Here is a 14,102-nt window from a genome sequence, read left to right as displayed (position 1 = left end):
GCGCGATTCCGTCGGCGATCATCGCACCTTTTTTCCGGCGAACATGCGACCGCGGCGATCAACTTTCGGAGCAGGCGGAGCGTTCCTGCGCTGCGTCGGCATTGACATTCATATAAGTAATTGCTTATATATTGTCATGACCGCGGCGATGCAGCTCACCAGTGTGTTGAAGACCCTCGCGGACCCGACCCGGCGCGCGGTGTTCGAGCGCATCGCGCGGGAAGGCGAGGTGGCCGCGACCGGATTGGTGCAGGGCTCGAAAGTGTCGCAGCCGGCGGTGTCGCAGCATCTGCGCGCGCTGCGTGATGCCGGCCTCGTCACCGAGCGGCGCGAGGGCCGCCACATCCACTATCGCGTCGCGCCGAAGGGGCTGCGGCCCCTGATCGACTGGCTCGGCTACTACGAGACGTTCTGGGCCGAGCGCTTCGCGAACCTGGAAAATCTGTTGAAGGAGAGTGAGTGATGGGTGAGACGCGTGCGATCACGGTGGAGAAAGTGCTGCCTTGCGCCGTCGACAAGGTCTGGCGGACGCTGACCACGCGCGAGCTGCTGGCCAAATGGCTGATGCCGAACGATTTCACAGCCGTCGTCGGCCACAGACTCAATTTCCGCACGCGGCCGATCGGTGACTGGGACGGCGTCGTCCATTGCGAGGTGCTCGTCTGCGACCCGCCGCATCTGCTGCGCTATTCCTGGAAGGGCGGCGCCGACACCAATCCGGAGTACGGCTCGAAGCTCGACTCCGTCGTCACCTGGACGCTGACGCCGGTCGAGGCCGGCACCCGGGTCCGCATGGTGCATGACGGCTTCGTCTTCCCCGGCAACCGCTATGCCTTCGACATGATGAGCCCGGGCTGGGGCAAGATCGTCGACGCCATCGGGCGCGTCGCCGCGGAAGCCTGACACGTCCCTGGGGCTTACTCGCTGGTGCCGCGGCGGACGGTGATCGAGGCCTCGGTCCTGTTGCGCGTGCATTCCATGTTGAGGCGGCGGTAGCGCATCGTGATGGTGCTGCCGCGCAGGATGCCCATCCGCTTCAGGCAGCGCGAGGTGCCAGTCATGGTGTCGTCTTTCGGCAGCGTGAACACCAGTGCTGTGGCGGCGCCGACCAGGTTGAAGAACTCCGGCTTCATCTTGCGGTCGGTCTTGGCGTAGAGCTCGATCGAATAGTCCTTGCCGCGGCAGCCGAGCGACAATTCCTTCGCCGCCGGATGCGTCAGATAGGTGATGTTGGCGGCGGTGAAGTTGACCTTCAGCCCGTCGATCTGGCCGGCGAGCTGTTTTGCGATGTCCGCGCAGGGGTCGGCATGCGCCGGCGCTGCGGCGAAGGCGCTCAGCGTCATCAGCGCGGCGGCCGAAGCGAAGCGAATGCCGACGGCCAAGCGTCGGCGCAATGTGTCAGTCATGAAATCCCCCGCGGCAGGACATGCACGAAGGTTCATGCAGGCTCCCGCGGAGCGCGTCAATATGTGCGGTGACCGCAGGAGCGGTCACAGATCGTCATTCGGCCCGCCGGGTCAGGCGCCGCAGCGCCTAGAAAGCGAAAGGCTTGCACTTGCCGTTGTGGGCCTTGGAGACCCCGGCGGTTTCGCGCTCGCAATCATTGCCATAGGTCTGGCCGTCGCAGCCGCACACCGGCTTGAAGATCTTGATGCAGAAGCGCGGCTTGCGCACGCAGCTGCCGAACTGGTCGAAGCGGCCGCATGTGCCAGCCTTGAACTGGCAAAATTCGTCGGCGCCGCAGACGAACCCGGCAAAGCCGCCGCACTTCTGGCCGGCCGCACCGGCGCCTGTCGGGGCCGCGATCAGCAATGCCAATGCAAACGAGACGAAAAGTCCTGTCTTCATGATTGCCTCCCTCAAAATGATATCGGTTCTGATCAATACGCAACTTTAGATTACACGTCTGTGATTGATCCCACAATGATTGCTGCGGTGCGCATGGCTGGGGACGGCCGGCGTCTCTTTCCTTTGTCCCCGAAATGCTTAGAACGGCTCTATGTTGCCGGTGGCCCCTTGGGGCCGGGCCGGCCGTTCCAACCGTCGCGCAGCCAAAAGAGCAGCCCATGAACGCCCCAAGCGCCTTTCCCGATCAGCAAAAGCCCGTTCCGCCCTACAAGCACACGCCGCTGTTCCCGTTGGGCGCGGATGCCACGCCCTACAAGAAGGTGACGAGCGAGGGCGTCCGGGTCGAGAAGGTGCTGGGCAAGGACATGCTGGTGGTCTCGCGCGACGCGCTGCGGGCGCTGTCGGAGGCCGCGTTCGGCGAGATCAACCACTATCTGCGGCCGGGCCACCTGAAGCAGCTCCGCAACATCCTGGAGGACAAGGAAGCCAGCGACAACGACAAGTTCGTCGCGTTCGACTTCCTGAAGAACGCCAATATCGCCGCCGGCGGCGTGCTGCCGATGTGCCAGGACACCGGCACCGCGATCATCATGGGCAAGAAGGGCTGCAACGTCATCACCGACGGCGATGATGAGGCTGCGCTGTCCGAAGGCGCGCGCGACGCCTATCTGCGCCGCAACCTGCGCTATTCGCAGGTCGCTCCCTTGTCGATGTATGAGGAGAAGAACACCGCCAACAACATGCCGGCGCAATGCGAGATCTACGCCGAGGGCGGCTCTTCAGAAGTAGATTCGGCCTACAAGTTCATGTTCATGGCGAAGGGCGGCGGCAGCGCCAACAAGAGCTTCCTGTTCCAGGCGACGCCGTCGGTCCTGACGAAAGACCGTCTGCTGGCGTTCCTGAAGGAGAAGGTGCTGACGCTCGGCACCGCGGCATGCCCGCCCTATCACCTTGCGATCGTGATCGGCGGCACCTCGGCCGAGCTCTGCATGAAGACGGTGAAGCTGGCTTCCGCGCGCTATCTCGACGCGCTGCCGACGCACGGCTCGGCCGATGGCAACGCGTTCCGCGATCTCGAGATGGAGCAGGAAATCCTCAAGATGACGCAGTCGCTCGGCGTCGGCGCGCAGTTCGGCGGCAAGTATTTCTGCCACGACGTGCGTGTGATCCGGCTGCCGCGCCACGGTGCCTCGCTGCCGATCGGGCTCGGCGTCTCGTGCTCGGCCGACCGCCAGGTGCTCGGCAAGATCACCAAAGACGGCGTCTATCTCGAGGAGCTCGAGCACAACCCGGCGCAGTATCTGCCCGCGGTCGAGCAGTCGCTCGGCGGCGAGGTGGTCAAGATCGACCTCAACAAGCCGATGAAGGAGATCCTGGCGACGCTGTCGCAATATCCGACCAAGACCCGGGTCTCGATGACCGGCACCATGATCGTCGCCCGCGATTCCGCGCACGCCAAGCTGCGCGAGCGGCTGGAGAAGGGCGAGCCGCTGCCGGATTATTTCAAGAACCATCCGGTGTACTACGCCGGTCCCGCCAAGACGCCCGACGGCTACGCCTCCGGCGCGTTCGGCCCGACCACGGCCGGCCGCATGGATTCCTTCGTCGACCAGTTCCAGGCGGCAGGCGGCTCGATGGTGATGGTCGCCAAGGGCAATCGCGCCGTCGCGGTGCGCGAGGCCTGCAAGAAGCACGGCGGCTTCTATCTCGGCTCGATCGGCGGTGCGGCGGCGAACCTCGCCGAGCACTGCATCAAGAAGGTCGAGGTAGTCGAATATCCCGAGCTCGGCATGGAAGCGATCTGGCGCATCGACGTGGTCGACTTCCCGGCCTTCATCATCATCGACGACAAGGGTAACGACTTCTTCAAGGAACTGAATCTCGGTTGAGGGTCATAGGCCTCGACGGATTTTCCAAAGGCTGGGTCGCCGTCAGTATCGACGGCGACCGGCGAACCATCTCGTTCCATCCCGACATCGCGGACGCGTTGACGCGTCCATTCGACCGTGCCGGCATCGATATCCCGATCGGCCTGACCGATGACGGCTTGCGCGCGTGCGATCTCCTGGCGCGCGCGATGCTACGGCCACACAGCTCGCGCGTTTTCACGGGTGCGCGGCGCTGGTTGTGGCAGGAATTCTCGGATCCCGACGAAGCCAATGCGGAAGCACTGCACCGCGGCCAGACCCGCGTCTCGCGCCAGCTCTGGCACCTCGGGCCGAAGATCATGGAAGTCGACGCCTATGTTCGCGCGAACCCCACGCGCGACATTCGCGAGGTGCATCCCGAGCTTGTCTTCTTGCGATTGAACGGCGGCAAGCCGTTGCCCCGCAAGAAGTCGGAGGAGGGCGATGCCCTCCGCTGCAGGCTGGTGAAGCGCGCAGGCTTTCGCGAGATCGATCGTTGGCTCAATGAGACGCGGATCGGCACCGGTGCCAAGCGCGATGACGTGTTGGATGCCTGCGCCGTCGCGATCGCCGCATGTGAGCCGCGTGGCAGCGTTCCCGAGGGGACGCCGCCGCGCGACGTGTTCGATCTGCCGATGCAGATCTGGTTCTAGATCGGGTGCTTACGCCCGCGCGCCGGTGAACGGGAAGCTGCCCATCGGGCCGATGCCCATCTCGCCGGAGATGCCGTCGCCGGCAACCGTACCGGTGAATTCGAGCGTCAGCGGCATCGGATTGGTGATCGACACCTTCCATGCGACGGCATCGCCGTTCACGGTGCCGTCGAAGATCTCGGTGGAATTGCCTTCGGCGCCCTGCGTGCCCGTGAGCGTGCCGCCCGAGCTCGCCAGCGACAGCGTCGCCTTGCGCTCGCCCATCGGCGTCGTCATGGTGAGATTCCAGTTTCCGTCTACCGCCATAAATGTCTCCCCTCGAGATGAAAAGCGTGCGCGGGGATATAGCCCATCTTATCGGTCACGCCTAGTTTTGGGCTGCGGCGATCAGGCGCGGGCCGTGGCGCGCAGCCGATTGGTGATGATGACGCGAAAGACGAGGTACTGGATCGCGAAAGCGGCGATCTTGGCACCCGGCGCCACCACGGCCACATAGGTGGCCCACAGCTTCATGTCGCCGGTCGATGCAATCGCGATGGTGCCGGCGCCGAGGGCGAACATCAGGATCGCCCACGCATAGCCGGCGACCGTGACATACTCCGGAATGACCTCCGTCACCCGCGGCGGCATGTAGCGCAGCATCCAGCCGCGCTTCAGCATGATGGCACCGATCGCGAAATGCGCGATCGAAGGCTTCGCCAGCACGAAGCGCGGATCGTTGGTCAACAGCGTCGCGGTGCCGAGCACGACGACCAGCGCGAGGCTCGCCCAGGTCATGAAGCCGAGCACTTCGCCCTTGATGCGGGCATAGATCGCCTGCGCGATCGCGCCGGCGATGGCAACACCGGTGGCGAGCACCACATTGTCGGTGGCGACATAGACCACCAGGAACACGATGGTGGAGAGAAAGTCGGTCGCAAGCTTCGCCAAAACGCTCTTCATCGTCGTGCTTTCCGTTGCTTTGATGGATCGATCTTGTCGCACCGACTAGTGCGACGGCAGCGCATTCACCGGCGGCGTGCCGTACTTGGCCTTGCGATATTGCGGATACCATCGCGTGAAGCAGACCGCGGCGTTGCGCGCGGCGAAGGCGACCAGGAGGCCGGTCCACAGCGGCAGGGCAGGCACGTAGAGCACCGCGATGTTGCTGGCCATCATCAAAGCCGTCGCGGCGGTCCAGGCGCCGGTGATCAGGTAGTTGGCATAAACGAAGCCGGGCAAGCGCGCGGTTTCGGCGTCGACCTGCTCCAGCGCATATTGCCGCGTGAAGGGATGTCCCGAGAGCATCGACGACAGCGACACCAGGAAAATGCCGGCATCGACCGCGACCTTCACCGCGATGGCGCTCGGCGTCGCATCGACGAAGCTGAGATAGAGGCCCACGGCGGTGAACACGATCACCGAGCCGACGGTGAGGATCTTGATGCTGCGGCCGCGGGCAATGTCGAAGCCGATCACGCCGAGGCAGATCAGTGCGCCGCAGAGCAGGCTGAGATTGGCCGAGGTCACGGTCATCAGCGCGGCGAAGGCACCGTAGGGGGCGAGGATCAGGAAGATCGTCATGGGAGCCTCATGGGCTGATGATCTTTACACCGTAAAGATAACCTAGAGCTAGGAAGTGGAGGCGTCAAGCGAAATCTTTACAGTGTCAAAATCGTGAAAGCTACGAAGAAAACCCATAAGAATCATCGTGGTAATCGGGCAGTCGCGCCTTTCACGCGTCGTGATGGCCGGGCTTGCCCTGGCCATCCATGTCTTACCAGTAAGCGGCCGCAGAGACGTGGATGCCCGGCTCAAGGCCGGGCATGACGCGTGGGTGGGAATGGAGGGGGCGTCAGGACATGAACGGCCGCTACGTCGTGCCCACCCAATTGCCGTGAAATCCATCCGGCACACGGTGGCCGAGATGCACCAGCGCCGCGGGGCCGGCCTCGACATCGGTCGCATTGAACACGGCGAGATCGCTGCGGTTCTCGCGGGCGCGCCAGACCACCGCGAGCAGCCAGCCGTCGCCCTCGGCGGCATCGCTGCTGCGCTCGACGAACACGGGCTCGGAGATGGTGTCTCCGGCGGGCAGCAGATAATGGCCGAGCCGCTTGCCGCGGCCGTCGACATGGACGATGCCGGACAGCGCGCCGAACATCGGCAGATCAGGGTTGGCGCAGGCGTACCAGCCGTGATTGCTGGCGAGTCCGGCGCGGCGATCGTCGACACGGGGGAATTCGCCAGTGAGGTCGTCGAGATAGGTTTGCGTGAAGCGGTCGGTATTGCCGGAGAGATCGAAGGTCCAGCGGCAATAGCGCGCGCGGTTCTTCTTCGGATCGGTTGGCGAGCCGTCGGGATGGTTGAACAGCGGTGCCTCGTCGAACTGCATCACGTCGGCGATGATGCGGTTGCCGTCCTCCCAGGCGTTCATGACGTGGAAGACATAGCAGCTCTCGGCGCGGAACCAGACGATATCCTTCGAGGCGCCGCTGCGCTTCATGACGCCGACATAGGCGCCTTTCTCCGGCTCCCAGGCATAGGGCGCCTGTCCCCGCATTGCGCGCTGCATGCTGCCGGTGATGGGCAGGATCGGGAACAGCACGTGGTTCGCGGTGAGGATGAAGTCATGCACCATGCTGGCGTAGGGCGATTCGAAGCGCTCGAACCGCGTCACCGCGCCTGAGGCGTCGACCGCGCCGTATGACAGCGCCGGGGTGAGGGGACCCGCGGCGTTGTAACCGAAGAACACCATCTCGCCGGTCACCGGATCGATCTTGGGGTGGGCGGTGAAGGGGCCGGAGATTGCGCCCTTGTAGTCGCAATAGCCGAGGCGGTTGAGCGTGCCGGGCTCGATCTCGGTCGGCAGGTGGCTCTCGACCAGCGCCAGCAGCTTGCCGCCGTGGAAGATGATGTTGGTGTTGGCGACGCAGCCATCGGTCGTGGTCGTCTCCGGCGCATCGGCGAGCTTGCGGCCGAAGCCGCCGAACAGCGCGCGGCCGGCATCGTGCTCGGCTTGCCATTTGGCGGTGCGGACCCAGCGGTTGCGATAGCTGGCGCGGCCGTTTTCGAGATGGAAGGCGTGCAGCATGCCGTCGCCGACGAACCAGTGCGCGCCCGGGACGTCGAATTGCGGGTTGGGGCCGTTGCGGTAGAGCGTGCCGTTCAGCTCGCGCGGCAATTCGCCCGTGATATTGAGGAAGGGCGCATCGGCTTCAAAGGAGATCGGCGCCAGGTTGGTCCGCGCCGTGTTTGATGTCACCTGGTCGAGCATGCCGCGTCTCCCTGCCATTTTCATCTTTACATCGTAAAGATAGCATTAGAGGCGATCTCGTCGATCGTCAAGCAAAATCTTTACAGTGTAAAAATTGCGTCATATAAGGTGACGCATGGCTAGATTATCCAGGGAAAACAAGGCGACCCGACCCGCTCCGGCACGGAGCCAGGCTGCACGCAAGGCCGCCGACCGCCCGGTCCAGCGTCGACGGGCGAGCGATGCGCCGTATCATCACGGCGACCTGCACGAGGCGCTGCTGAAGGCGGCCGAGCAGGTGCTCGAGCGTGACGGGCTATCGGGGCTGACATTGCGCGCGGTGGCGCGCGAGGCCGGCGTGTCGCACGCAGCGCCGACGCATCATTTCGGCGATCTCACCGGGCTCGTCAGCGAACTCGCTGCGATCGGCTTCCGCCAGTTCAACGACGCGATGATCGCGGCCGGCGCCAGCGGCACGACTGCGATGGAAAAGGGGCTGGCGCGCGCCAAAGCCTACGTCACCTATGCGCAGGCCCATCCCGGCATGTACGGGCTGATGTTCCGCACCGAGCGGCTCGACATGACCCGGCCTTCGCTGCACGAGGCGGCCAACACATCGTTCGCCGGCCTCGCCGGCTCGATCGGCGAGAGCCGCCAGGAGCAGATCGAGGAGAGCAGGCTGTCGCTCGATCAGGCCGCGGCGATCGTGCGCGCCTGGTCGCTGGTCCACGGCTTCACCATGCTGCTGCTCGACGGGCGGCTGACCGACGTGCTGAAGCGGATGCCGCCCGGCACCACGCTCGACATGCTGTTCGAGGCAATGCTGAAGGGTTCGATGCCGCGCCCGCCGGGCGTCTGCTAGCGCTTCACCAGCGACGTGGTCCTGCCGCTCTGGCCGATCGTCCTCACCTTGTCCTCGCCGCATTTGAAGTCGCGGGCGAATTCGTCGGCGGCCTGCCGCGCCAGTTCGTTGGCGTTGGGATTGGCCGCGACATCGACATAGGCGACGTGACAGACCGCGCCGGGCGGTAGTCGCGTCACGGCGAGCATCGCCCGCGAGATGGGACCGCCGCGCTTGTCCTGCTCGCTGTTGTCGGCAATTAGCCAGCGCTGGATGATCGCGAAGGGCTTTTGGCCGGCCGCGCGCCATTCGACGGTGTCGCCGGTCGAGCTGAACGGCCCGAACCAGGCCTTTGCGGCCGGTTCCTCGGCCGCGGCCGCACGGTTACGGCCGACCGAGACCACTTCGCGCAGATCGCCTTCGCTGACCAGCACCACAAAACTGTGTTTTCCCGGGCAAAGGCGGGTGCTGCTGCCGCTCTCTTCGTCGGGCTTGCCGATCGTGCGGCAGTCCTTCGGCGCGGTCGAGGTGTAGGAGCTGCTGATTGTTTCAGCACCGGCCTGACCTGGGCTTGCGTCAGCCAGCGCCATCATTGCTGTTGCAATTGCAAGGTATTTCATCGCCGATCCCAACGTTACCTGTGTCTGACATATGCAATCTGGGGAAGGTTCAACGGACACGCGGGAAACACCTGACAGCCGCGCGGAATCGTCCTAGAAGGGCGCCTTCGCAACTTTTGTCGCGTGCACCTCGCGTGCCGTCACCTCGATCGTCATGCCCACGATATCATCGCACAAACCCTATCGCGTCGGCCGTTCCAAGACCGGCCTCGGCCTCTTCGCCACCAAGCCGATCAAGAAAGGCGACAAGATCGTCCGCTATTTCGGGCCGATCCTCGATTCCAAGAAGAAGGATGAGGACGCGATCGAGAACAAATATCTGTTCGAGCTGACCAATCGCTGGACCATCGACGGCTCGGTCCGCGAGAACGTTGCCCGCTACATCAATCATTCCTGCCGGCCGAACGCGGAATCCGACGTTCGCCCGCGCAAGCGCAAGGTGTTCATCCGCGCCATCAAGAACATCGAGCCGGGCGATGAGATCAACTACGACTACGGCACCGACTATTTCAAAGCCTATCTGAAGCCGATCGGCTGCAAATGCGATTCCTGCGAGCGGAAGCGCAAGAAGCAGCGCGCCGAGGCGCGGGCGGAGCGGGCGCGGCTGAAGGAAAAGGCCGAGCGGAAAGCCAAGCGCAAGGCCGAAAAGCTCGCCGAGGAGCGGGCCAAGGCACGGAAGGCCAAGGCGGCGAGCAATGGTGCCAAGGCCAACGGCAAGCACCTCAACGGCCACAGCCTGACAGGGCCATCGGCCAAGAAGGCGCCTTCGAAGCGCGCGTCATCGCGGCTGCTGCACGCTTAGCGGGATGCCGTAGGGTGGGCAAAGCGTAAGCGTGCCCACCATCACGAACACGGCGTGGATGGTGGGCACGTCGCTGCGCGCCTTTGCCCACCCTACGCAACTCGTTTCGGATTGCGCGGCACGTAAGCGCACTCCGCCAGCGTCGTTCCGTCGAGCTCGCGCATGAAGGCCTCGCGCGCCGCCGCGAGCTTTGCCTTCAACCGGCAGCGCGGCAGCAGCACGCAATCGCCGCCATCCTCTCCGAAACATTCCACCAGCGCACTGTCGCCTTCGAGCGCGCGCACCACCGCGCCGAGCGTGATCGCCTGTGGCGGCCGCGCCAGCGCAAAGCCTCCGCCGGCGCCGCGCTGGGTCGCGATGAAGCCTGATCCCGCGAGGTCGCGCACCACCTTGGCGAGATGGTTGCGGGAGATGCCGAACTCGGCCGCGATCTCTCCGGTGGCAAACCAGCGATCCGGCTCGCCGGCCAGCCGCATCAGGGCGCGCAGCGCAAAATCGGTGAACGACGTCAGGCGCATGGATGCCCCTCGCTATGCCGGCTTGGCAGATCCGGTATAGCCGGCTAAATAGGTATTTGAAATACCCATTTAGGGAGACCGCAATGGCGGAGGCAGAGCGCCGCGAGCAGATCACGGCCGAGATTGTCGGGCGGACCGGGATCACCGAGGCCATGATCGAACGCCTGGTGCACGGCTTCTATGCCAGGGTTCGCAGCGATCCGATGCTGGCGCCGGTGTTCGAAGCCAGGATCACCGACTGGGAGCCGCATCTGGCGCAGATGTGTGCGTTCTGGTCCTCGGTCGCGCTGATGACCGGTCGCTATCACGGCACGCCGATGGTCAAGCATATGCGGCTTCCGGTCGACGCCGCGCATTTCGACCGCTGGCTCCAGCTGTTCGAGACGACCGCGCAGGAACTGTGCCCGCCAGTCGCGGCGACACATTTCATCGAGCGCGCCCGCCGTATTGCGTCCAGCCTCGAGATGGGCGTCGCCAGCGGGCAGGGCGTGATGCTCGGGGTTGGGGAGCGATACAGACGAAAATCCTCGTCATTCCGGGGCTCGCCTCTTGGCGAGAACCCGGAATCCATCGGGCCATAACCTCTGCGGCGAAATGGATTCCGGGCTCGCGCCAAATGGCGCGCCCCGGAATGACGCCGGTGCTTACGCCGCCACCACACCCGCGCTCCTTCGCAATCCGACATATTGCAGCTCTGCGAACACGCCGGTGGCAATCGCTTGCGCCACGATCACGGCGATCCCGAGCAGGTTCGGCGCCACCGCGCCCGAGAACAGCAGCGCGATGCTGACGAGCGTCCAGGCGGCATTGCCGGCGACCACCAGCATCACCAGCGGCTTCGGCATCGCGGCGCGGGTGCCGAGCCAGCCGACCAGCGCAGTGTAGGCGACCAGGAACAGGCCGGTCTCGTACAACAGCGCTTCGGGGAGGCTCAGTAGCGAGGCAAGAGCGCTCGCATCGAGCACCATTGCAATCGCCGATAGGCCGCTGAAGACGGCGTCGGCAAGCAAGGCGCGGCGCAGCAAGGGGGATGGATGGATCATGGCAGGTCTCCTCTCGTTGGGTTGGGTTTCTCAGCGGAACCAGGACTGCAGCTGGCGCCGCAGCCGGAGCGGACACAGCGCCTTGCCGACCTTCATCTCCGCTTCGTAGACCTGCGCGAACACGAACAGGCCGGTCGCGTGGACGAGCGGCTGCGGCATGTTGAGCGAGCGCGCGACCAGCCAGGTGGCCAGATGGATCAGCCACGGGATCAGGACAGCGGCAGCGCGGATGAGGGGCAGCATCAGCATGGTCATCTCCTGTGCCGGGGAAGATGAGCCACCCTGCGCGCCAATTCGATTACCTCAGGCGTAATGGAAGGCACGAAATCCGCATGGTAGGTTTTGCAGCATGAACGCACATGCATCCACGCTTTGGGCCGAGCCCGCCAAACCCGTCCATATTGGCGAGCACCTGCGCGGATGGCGGCAGCGCCGCCATCTCAGCCAGCTCGATCTCGCTGTCGATGCCGAGATCTCGGCGCGACACTTGAGCTTTGTCGAGACCGGCCGCTCGGCGCCGTCGCGCGACATGGTCCTCAAACTTGCGGAGCGCCTCGACGTGCCCTTACGCGAACGCAACGTGCTGCTGGTCGCCGCGGGTTTCGCGCCTGCATTCCCGCAGCGCGCGCTGGACGATCCCGCGCTGAAATCGGCGCGCGAGGCGATCAACCTGGTGCTGAAGGCGCATGAGCCCAATCCGGCGCTGGCCTATGACCGGCACTACAATCTGGTCTCCGCCAATCGCATGGTGGCGCCGCTGCTCGATGGCGTGCCGGAGCGGCTGCTCGGCCAGCCCTTCAACATCCTGCGTCTCGCCTTCCATCCCGAAGGCCTGGCGCCGCGCACCGTCAATTTGCCGGAATGGGCCGCGCATCTTTTGGAGCGCTTGCACCGGCAATGCGAGGCCACCGCCGATCCAGAGCTGATCAAGCTCTATCAGGATCTGAAATCCTATCCGATCCCGGCACGATCGGCCCCGATCACCGCCGACAACAACGTCGCGCTTCCGTTCAAGCTGCGCCACAATGGCGAGGTGCTGAGCTTCATCTCGACCACCATGGTGTTCGGCACGCCGGTCGACATCACCTTGCAGGAACTGGCGCTGGAAACCTTCTTTCCGGCCGACGAACTCACTGCGGAACGGATGCGGCAGATGGCTGCCAGTCTGAAATAGCGGCTTGCCTGAGGGCGCTTTCGGCCTACTTTTGGGGTTCCATTCTGCGCCGGGAGCCCCGCCATGAGCGACTTGAAACCGCTTCGCCTCGATATCGTCTCCGACGTCGTCTGCCCCTGGTGCTACATCGGCAAGCACCGCATCGAGGAGGCGCTGAAGCAGGTCGCCGACGTGCCGGTCGAGGTGCACTGGCGGCCGTTCTTCCTCAACAACTGGATCCCGCGCGAAGGCATCGGCCGGGACGAGTATCTCACCGCCAAATTCGGCTCGGTCGAGGCCTACAAGGGCATCGCCGGCCGTGTCGTCGCAGCCGCCGGCGAGGAGGGGCTGAGCTATCGGCCCGACTTGGTCAAGCGCCAGCCCAACACCATCGACTGCCACCGCCTGATCCAGTGGGCCGAAGCCAAGGGCAAGGCGGCCGAGATGAAGCAGCGGCTGATGGAATTGTACTTCCGCGACGGCGGCGATCTCACCGACGTCAACACGCTGGTGCAGGCAGCCAAAGATGTCGGGCTCGATGCCGACGACGTGCGCAAGCGCCTTGCGACCGACGAGGACGTTGCGCTGGTGTCGGCGCAGGCTCAGGAAGCCTCCGACAAGGGCATCTCCGGCGTGCCGACCTTCGTGTTCGCGCAGAAATACGCGGTGTCCGGCGCGCAAGGTGCCGAGCAGCTCGCCCGTGCCATCCGCCAGGTCTCCGAGGAGATCAACGCGCAGGCGGCGGAATAGGCCGCAATCCCCGAGAAGCCCGGCTCGCGCCGGGCTTTTTCGTTTGTCCACATCATCAATCAGAAACGATCAAGGAGACCATCATGATCTATGAGCTGCGCACCTACACGACGCGCCCCGGCACCGTCGGCGAAATGGTCAAAGCGGCAAGCACGATCTCGCGCGAGATCCGCGGCGACAATTTCGGCAAGCTCGAGGGCTACTGGATCACCGAGATCGGCCCGCTCAACCAGGTGATGCACATGTGGAGCTATGCCGATCTCAACGAACGGACGCGGCTGCGCGCCGAGCTCGGCAAGAACCCGCGCTGGACCGGCGAGTATATTCCGGCGATCCGTCCGCATCTGGTGCGCCAGGACGTGCGTCTGCTCAATGCGATCATCCCGCCGGTCAAGCCGGCCAAGAGCGGCAACGTCTACGAATTCCGCAACTACCGCGCCAAGCCGCTCGGCGGCGTCAAGCAGTGGCAGGACCTGTTCACCGGCGTGATGCCGGTGCGCGAAAAATATTCCAAGATCGTGGGCCTCTGGCATACCGACTCCGGCCAGCCGAACGAGGTCTGCCACATCTGGGCCTACCCCGATCTCAATGCCCGCGCCGAGGCGCGCGGTGCCGCGATGAAGGATCCGGCCTGGCAGGAGTTTCTCGGCAAAGGCACGCTGCTGCTGGAGGAGATGCACTCCACCATCATGCTGCCGGCGCCGCATTCGCCGTTGAAGTAGGGAAATTCAT

Annotated in this window: 20 protein-coding genes; 10 read left to right on the top strand and 10 right to left on the bottom strand. The window is 64.5% G+C overall.

The annotated features are described in order from the left end of the window. The first annotated feature begins 136 nt into the window (after positions 1 to 136). Entirely contained in the window at positions 137 to 463 is a 327-nt protein-coding gene (locus tag IC762_RS24035) for an ArsR/SmtB family transcription factor (RefSeq protein ID WP_195784685.1), read from the top strand. Beyond that, complete coding sequence (locus IC762_RS24030; protein WP_195784684.1) at positions 463 to 903, top strand: SRPBCC family protein; 441 nt, start codon at positions 463 to 465, stop codon at positions 901 to 903. Before IC762_RS24035 ends, IC762_RS24030 begins: the two co-directional genes overlap by 1 nt. A 14-nt stretch (positions 904 to 917) precedes the next feature. On the opposite strand, the gene IC762_RS24025 is transcribed toward IC762_RS24030, so the two are convergent. Continuing rightward, on the bottom strand, positions 918 to 1,406 hold the full coding sequence (locus IC762_RS24025; RefSeq protein WP_195784683.1) for a hypothetical protein: 489 nt from the start codon (positions 1,404 to 1,406) through the stop codon (positions 918 to 920). Positions 1,407 to 1,533: 127 nt separating this feature from the next. Continuing rightward, positions 1,534 to 1,848, bottom strand: a complete 315-nt coding sequence (locus IC762_RS24020; protein ID WP_195784682.1) for a Kazal-type serine protease inhibitor family protein — start codon at positions 1,846 to 1,848, stop codon at positions 1,534 to 1,536. A gap of 218 nt (positions 1,849 to 2,066) precedes the next feature. Here IC762_RS24020 and IC762_RS24015 point away from each other — a divergent pair, with 218 nt between their 5' ends. Continuing rightward, complete coding sequence (locus IC762_RS24015; RefSeq protein ID WP_195784681.1) at positions 2,067 to 3,737, top strand: fumarate hydratase; 1,671 nt, start codon at positions 2,067 to 2,069, stop codon at positions 3,735 to 3,737. Continuing rightward, positions 3,734 to 4,408: a DUF429 domain-containing protein gene (locus IC762_RS24010; protein ID WP_195784680.1), complete on the top strand. Its 675-nt coding sequence runs from the start codon at positions 3,734 to 3,736 to the stop codon at positions 4,406 to 4,408. Before IC762_RS24015 ends, IC762_RS24010 begins: the two co-directional genes overlap by 4 nt. Positions 4,409 to 4,417: 9 nt before the next feature. On the opposite strand, the gene IC762_RS24005 is transcribed toward IC762_RS24010, so the two are convergent. From IC762_RS24005 to IC762_RS23990, 4 genes are all read right to left on the bottom strand, one after another. Beyond that, positions 4,418 to 4,714, bottom strand: coding sequence for a hypothetical protein (locus IC762_RS24005; protein WP_195784679.1), 297 nt, complete (start codon positions 4,712 to 4,714; stop codon positions 4,418 to 4,420). A gap of 81 nt (positions 4,715 to 4,795) precedes the next feature. Next, the gene (locus IC762_RS24000) at positions 4,796 to 5,350 is read right to left on the bottom strand and encodes an inner membrane-spanning protein YciB (RefSeq protein ID WP_195784678.1); all 555 of its coding nucleotides are present in this window, start codon (positions 5,348 to 5,350) and stop codon (positions 4,796 to 4,798) included. A 45-nt stretch (positions 5,351 to 5,395) separates the two neighbouring features. Continuing rightward, complete coding sequence (locus tag IC762_RS23995) at positions 5,396 to 5,971, bottom strand: hypothetical protein (RefSeq protein WP_195784677.1); 576 nt, start codon at positions 5,969 to 5,971, stop codon at positions 5,396 to 5,398. A 289-nt stretch (positions 5,972 to 6,260) separates the two neighbouring features. Beyond that, on the bottom strand, positions 6,261 to 7,664 hold the full coding sequence (locus tag IC762_RS23990) for a carotenoid oxygenase family protein (protein ID WP_195784676.1): 1,404 nt from the start codon (positions 7,662 to 7,664) through the stop codon (positions 6,261 to 6,263). A 115-nt stretch (positions 7,665 to 7,779) separates the two neighbouring features. Between IC762_RS23990 and IC762_RS23985 the strand changes: the two genes are divergently transcribed. Further along, a complete protein-coding gene (locus IC762_RS23985; protein WP_195784675.1) occupies positions 7,780 to 8,505 on the top strand; it encodes a TetR/AcrR family transcriptional regulator in 726 nt (241 codons plus the stop codon). Here IC762_RS23985 and IC762_RS23980 read toward each other — a convergent pair. Continuing rightward, on the bottom strand, positions 8,502 to 9,104 hold the full coding sequence (locus IC762_RS23980) for a hypothetical protein (RefSeq protein WP_246801198.1): 603 nt from the start codon (positions 9,102 to 9,104) through the stop codon (positions 8,502 to 8,504). The two genes, IC762_RS23985 and IC762_RS23980, sit on opposite strands and share 4 nt — an antisense overlap. A 154-nt stretch (positions 9,105 to 9,258) precedes the next feature. Here IC762_RS23980 and IC762_RS23975 point away from each other — a divergent pair, with 154 nt between their 5' ends. Continuing rightward, entirely contained in the window at positions 9,259 to 9,906 is a 648-nt protein-coding gene (locus IC762_RS23975; protein WP_195784674.1) for an SET domain-containing protein, read from the top strand. Positions 9,907 to 9,998: 92 nt separating this feature from the next. On the opposite strand, the gene IC762_RS23970 is transcribed toward IC762_RS23975, so the two are convergent. Continuing rightward, positions 9,999 to 10,424: an RrF2 family transcriptional regulator gene (locus IC762_RS23970; RefSeq protein ID WP_195784673.1), complete on the bottom strand. Its 426-nt coding sequence runs from the start codon at positions 10,422 to 10,424 to the stop codon at positions 9,999 to 10,001. An 83-nt stretch (positions 10,425 to 10,507) separates the two neighbouring features. Here IC762_RS23970 and IC762_RS23965 point away from each other — a divergent pair, with 83 nt between their 5' ends. Next, a complete protein-coding gene (locus IC762_RS23965; RefSeq protein ID WP_195784672.1) occupies positions 10,508 to 11,005 on the top strand; it encodes a group III truncated hemoglobin in 498 nt (165 codons plus the stop codon). A 63-nt stretch (positions 11,006 to 11,068) separates the two neighbouring features. Here the strand turns inward: IC762_RS23965 and IC762_RS23960 are convergent, their stop codons facing one another. Further along, complete coding sequence (locus IC762_RS23960) at positions 11,069 to 11,467, bottom strand: hypothetical protein (RefSeq protein WP_195784671.1); 399 nt, start codon at positions 11,465 to 11,467, stop codon at positions 11,069 to 11,071. Between the two features lie 30 nt (positions 11,468 to 11,497). Next, positions 11,498 to 11,722: a hypothetical protein gene (locus tag IC762_RS23955; protein WP_195784670.1), complete on the bottom strand. Its 225-nt coding sequence runs from the start codon at positions 11,720 to 11,722 to the stop codon at positions 11,498 to 11,500. A gap of 94 nt (positions 11,723 to 11,816) precedes the next feature. On the opposite strand from IC762_RS23955, the gene IC762_RS23950 reads away from it, so the two are divergent. The 3 genes from IC762_RS23950 (at position 11,817) to IC762_RS23940 (ending at position 14,092) form a co-directional block, all read left to right on the top strand. Continuing rightward, positions 11,817 to 12,641, top strand: a complete 825-nt coding sequence (locus IC762_RS23950) for a helix-turn-helix domain-containing protein (RefSeq protein ID WP_195784669.1) — start codon at positions 11,817 to 11,819, stop codon at positions 12,639 to 12,641. 63 nt (positions 12,642 to 12,704) lie between these two features. After that, a complete protein-coding gene (locus IC762_RS23945) occupies positions 12,705 to 13,370 on the top strand; it encodes a DsbA family oxidoreductase (RefSeq protein WP_195784668.1) in 666 nt (221 codons plus the stop codon). An 83-nt stretch (positions 13,371 to 13,453) separates the two neighbouring features. Continuing rightward, positions 13,454 to 14,092 (top strand): NIPSNAP family protein, encoded by a 639-nt coding sequence (locus tag IC762_RS23940; protein WP_195784667.1) that lies wholly within the window; start codon positions 13,454 to 13,456, stop codon positions 14,090 to 14,092. The last annotated feature ends 10 nt before the right edge of the window (positions 14,093 to 14,102 follow it).

The sequence above is a fragment of the Bradyrhizobium genosp. L genome (genome assembly GCF_015624485.1).
GTDB lineage: Bacteria > Pseudomonadota > Alphaproteobacteria > Rhizobiales > Xanthobacteraceae > Bradyrhizobium.
Note: the sequence above shows the minus strand (reverse complement) of the source record. Positions and strands in the feature narration are given on the sequence as shown.

What these genes read in the sequence shown, in the direction of transcription:
- IC762_RS23950 (WP_195784669.1), top strand. Translation starts at nt 11,817, where the DNA reads ATGAACGCACATGCATCCACGCTTTGGGCCGAGCCCGCCAAACCCGTC.
- IC762_RS24020 (WP_195784682.1), bottom strand. Translation starts at nt 1,848, where the DNA reads ATGAAGACAGGACTTTTCGTCTCGTTTGCATTGGCATTGCTGATCGCG.
- IC762_RS24000 (WP_195784678.1), bottom strand. Translation starts at nt 5,350, where the DNA reads ATGAAGAGCGTTTTGGCGAAGCTTGCGACCGACTTTCTCTCCACCATC.
- IC762_RS23975 (WP_195784674.1), top strand. Translation starts at nt 9,259, where the DNA reads ATGCCCACGATATCATCGCACAAACCCTATCGCGTCGGCCGTTCCAAG.
- IC762_RS24025 (WP_195784683.1), bottom strand. Translation starts at nt 1,406, where the DNA reads ATGACTGACACATTGCGCCGACGCTTGGCCGTCGGCATTCGCTTCGCT.
- IC762_RS23980 (WP_246801198.1), bottom strand. Translation starts at nt 9,104, where the DNA reads ATGAAATACCTTGCAATTGCAACAGCAATGATGGCGCTGGCTGACGCA.
- IC762_RS24015 (WP_195784681.1), top strand. Translation starts at nt 2,067, where the DNA reads ATGAACGCCCCAAGCGCCTTTCCCGATCAGCAAAAGCCCGTTCCGCCC.
- IC762_RS23990 (WP_195784676.1), bottom strand. Translation starts at nt 7,664, where the DNA reads ATGCTCGACCAGGTGACATCAAACACGGCGCGGACCAACCTGGCGCCG.
- IC762_RS23945 (WP_195784668.1), top strand. Translation starts at nt 12,705, where the DNA reads ATGAGCGACTTGAAACCGCTTCGCCTCGATATCGTCTCCGACGTCGTC.
- IC762_RS23970 (WP_195784673.1), bottom strand. Translation starts at nt 10,424, where the DNA reads ATGCGCCTGACGTCGTTCACCGATTTTGCGCTGCGCGCCCTGATGCGG.
- IC762_RS23995 (WP_195784677.1), bottom strand. Translation starts at nt 5,971, where the DNA reads ATGACGATCTTCCTGATCCTCGCCCCCTACGGTGCCTTCGCCGCGCTG.
- IC762_RS23940 (WP_195784667.1), top strand. Translation starts at nt 13,454, where the DNA reads ATGATCTATGAGCTGCGCACCTACACGACGCGCCCCGGCACCGTCGGC.
- IC762_RS23960 (WP_195784671.1), bottom strand. Translation starts at nt 11,467, where the DNA reads ATGATCCATCCATCCCCCTTGCTGCGCCGCGCCTTGCTTGCCGACGCC.
- IC762_RS24035 (WP_195784685.1), top strand. Translation starts at nt 137, where the DNA reads ATGACCGCGGCGATGCAGCTCACCAGTGTGTTGAAGACCCTCGCGGAC.
- IC762_RS23985 (WP_195784675.1), top strand. Translation starts at nt 7,780, where the DNA reads ATGGCTAGATTATCCAGGGAAAACAAGGCGACCCGACCCGCTCCGGCA.
- IC762_RS23965 (WP_195784672.1), top strand. Translation starts at nt 10,508, where the DNA reads ATGGCGGAGGCAGAGCGCCGCGAGCAGATCACGGCCGAGATTGTCGGG.
- IC762_RS24005 (WP_195784679.1), bottom strand. Translation starts at nt 4,714, where the DNA reads ATGGCGGTAGACGGAAACTGGAATCTCACCATGACGACGCCGATGGGC.
- IC762_RS23955 (WP_195784670.1), bottom strand. Translation starts at nt 11,722, where the DNA reads ATGACCATGCTGATGCTGCCCCTCATCCGCGCTGCCGCTGTCCTGATC.
- IC762_RS24030 (WP_195784684.1), top strand. Translation starts at nt 463, where the DNA reads ATGGGTGAGACGCGTGCGATCACGGTGGAGAAAGTGCTGCCTTGCGCC.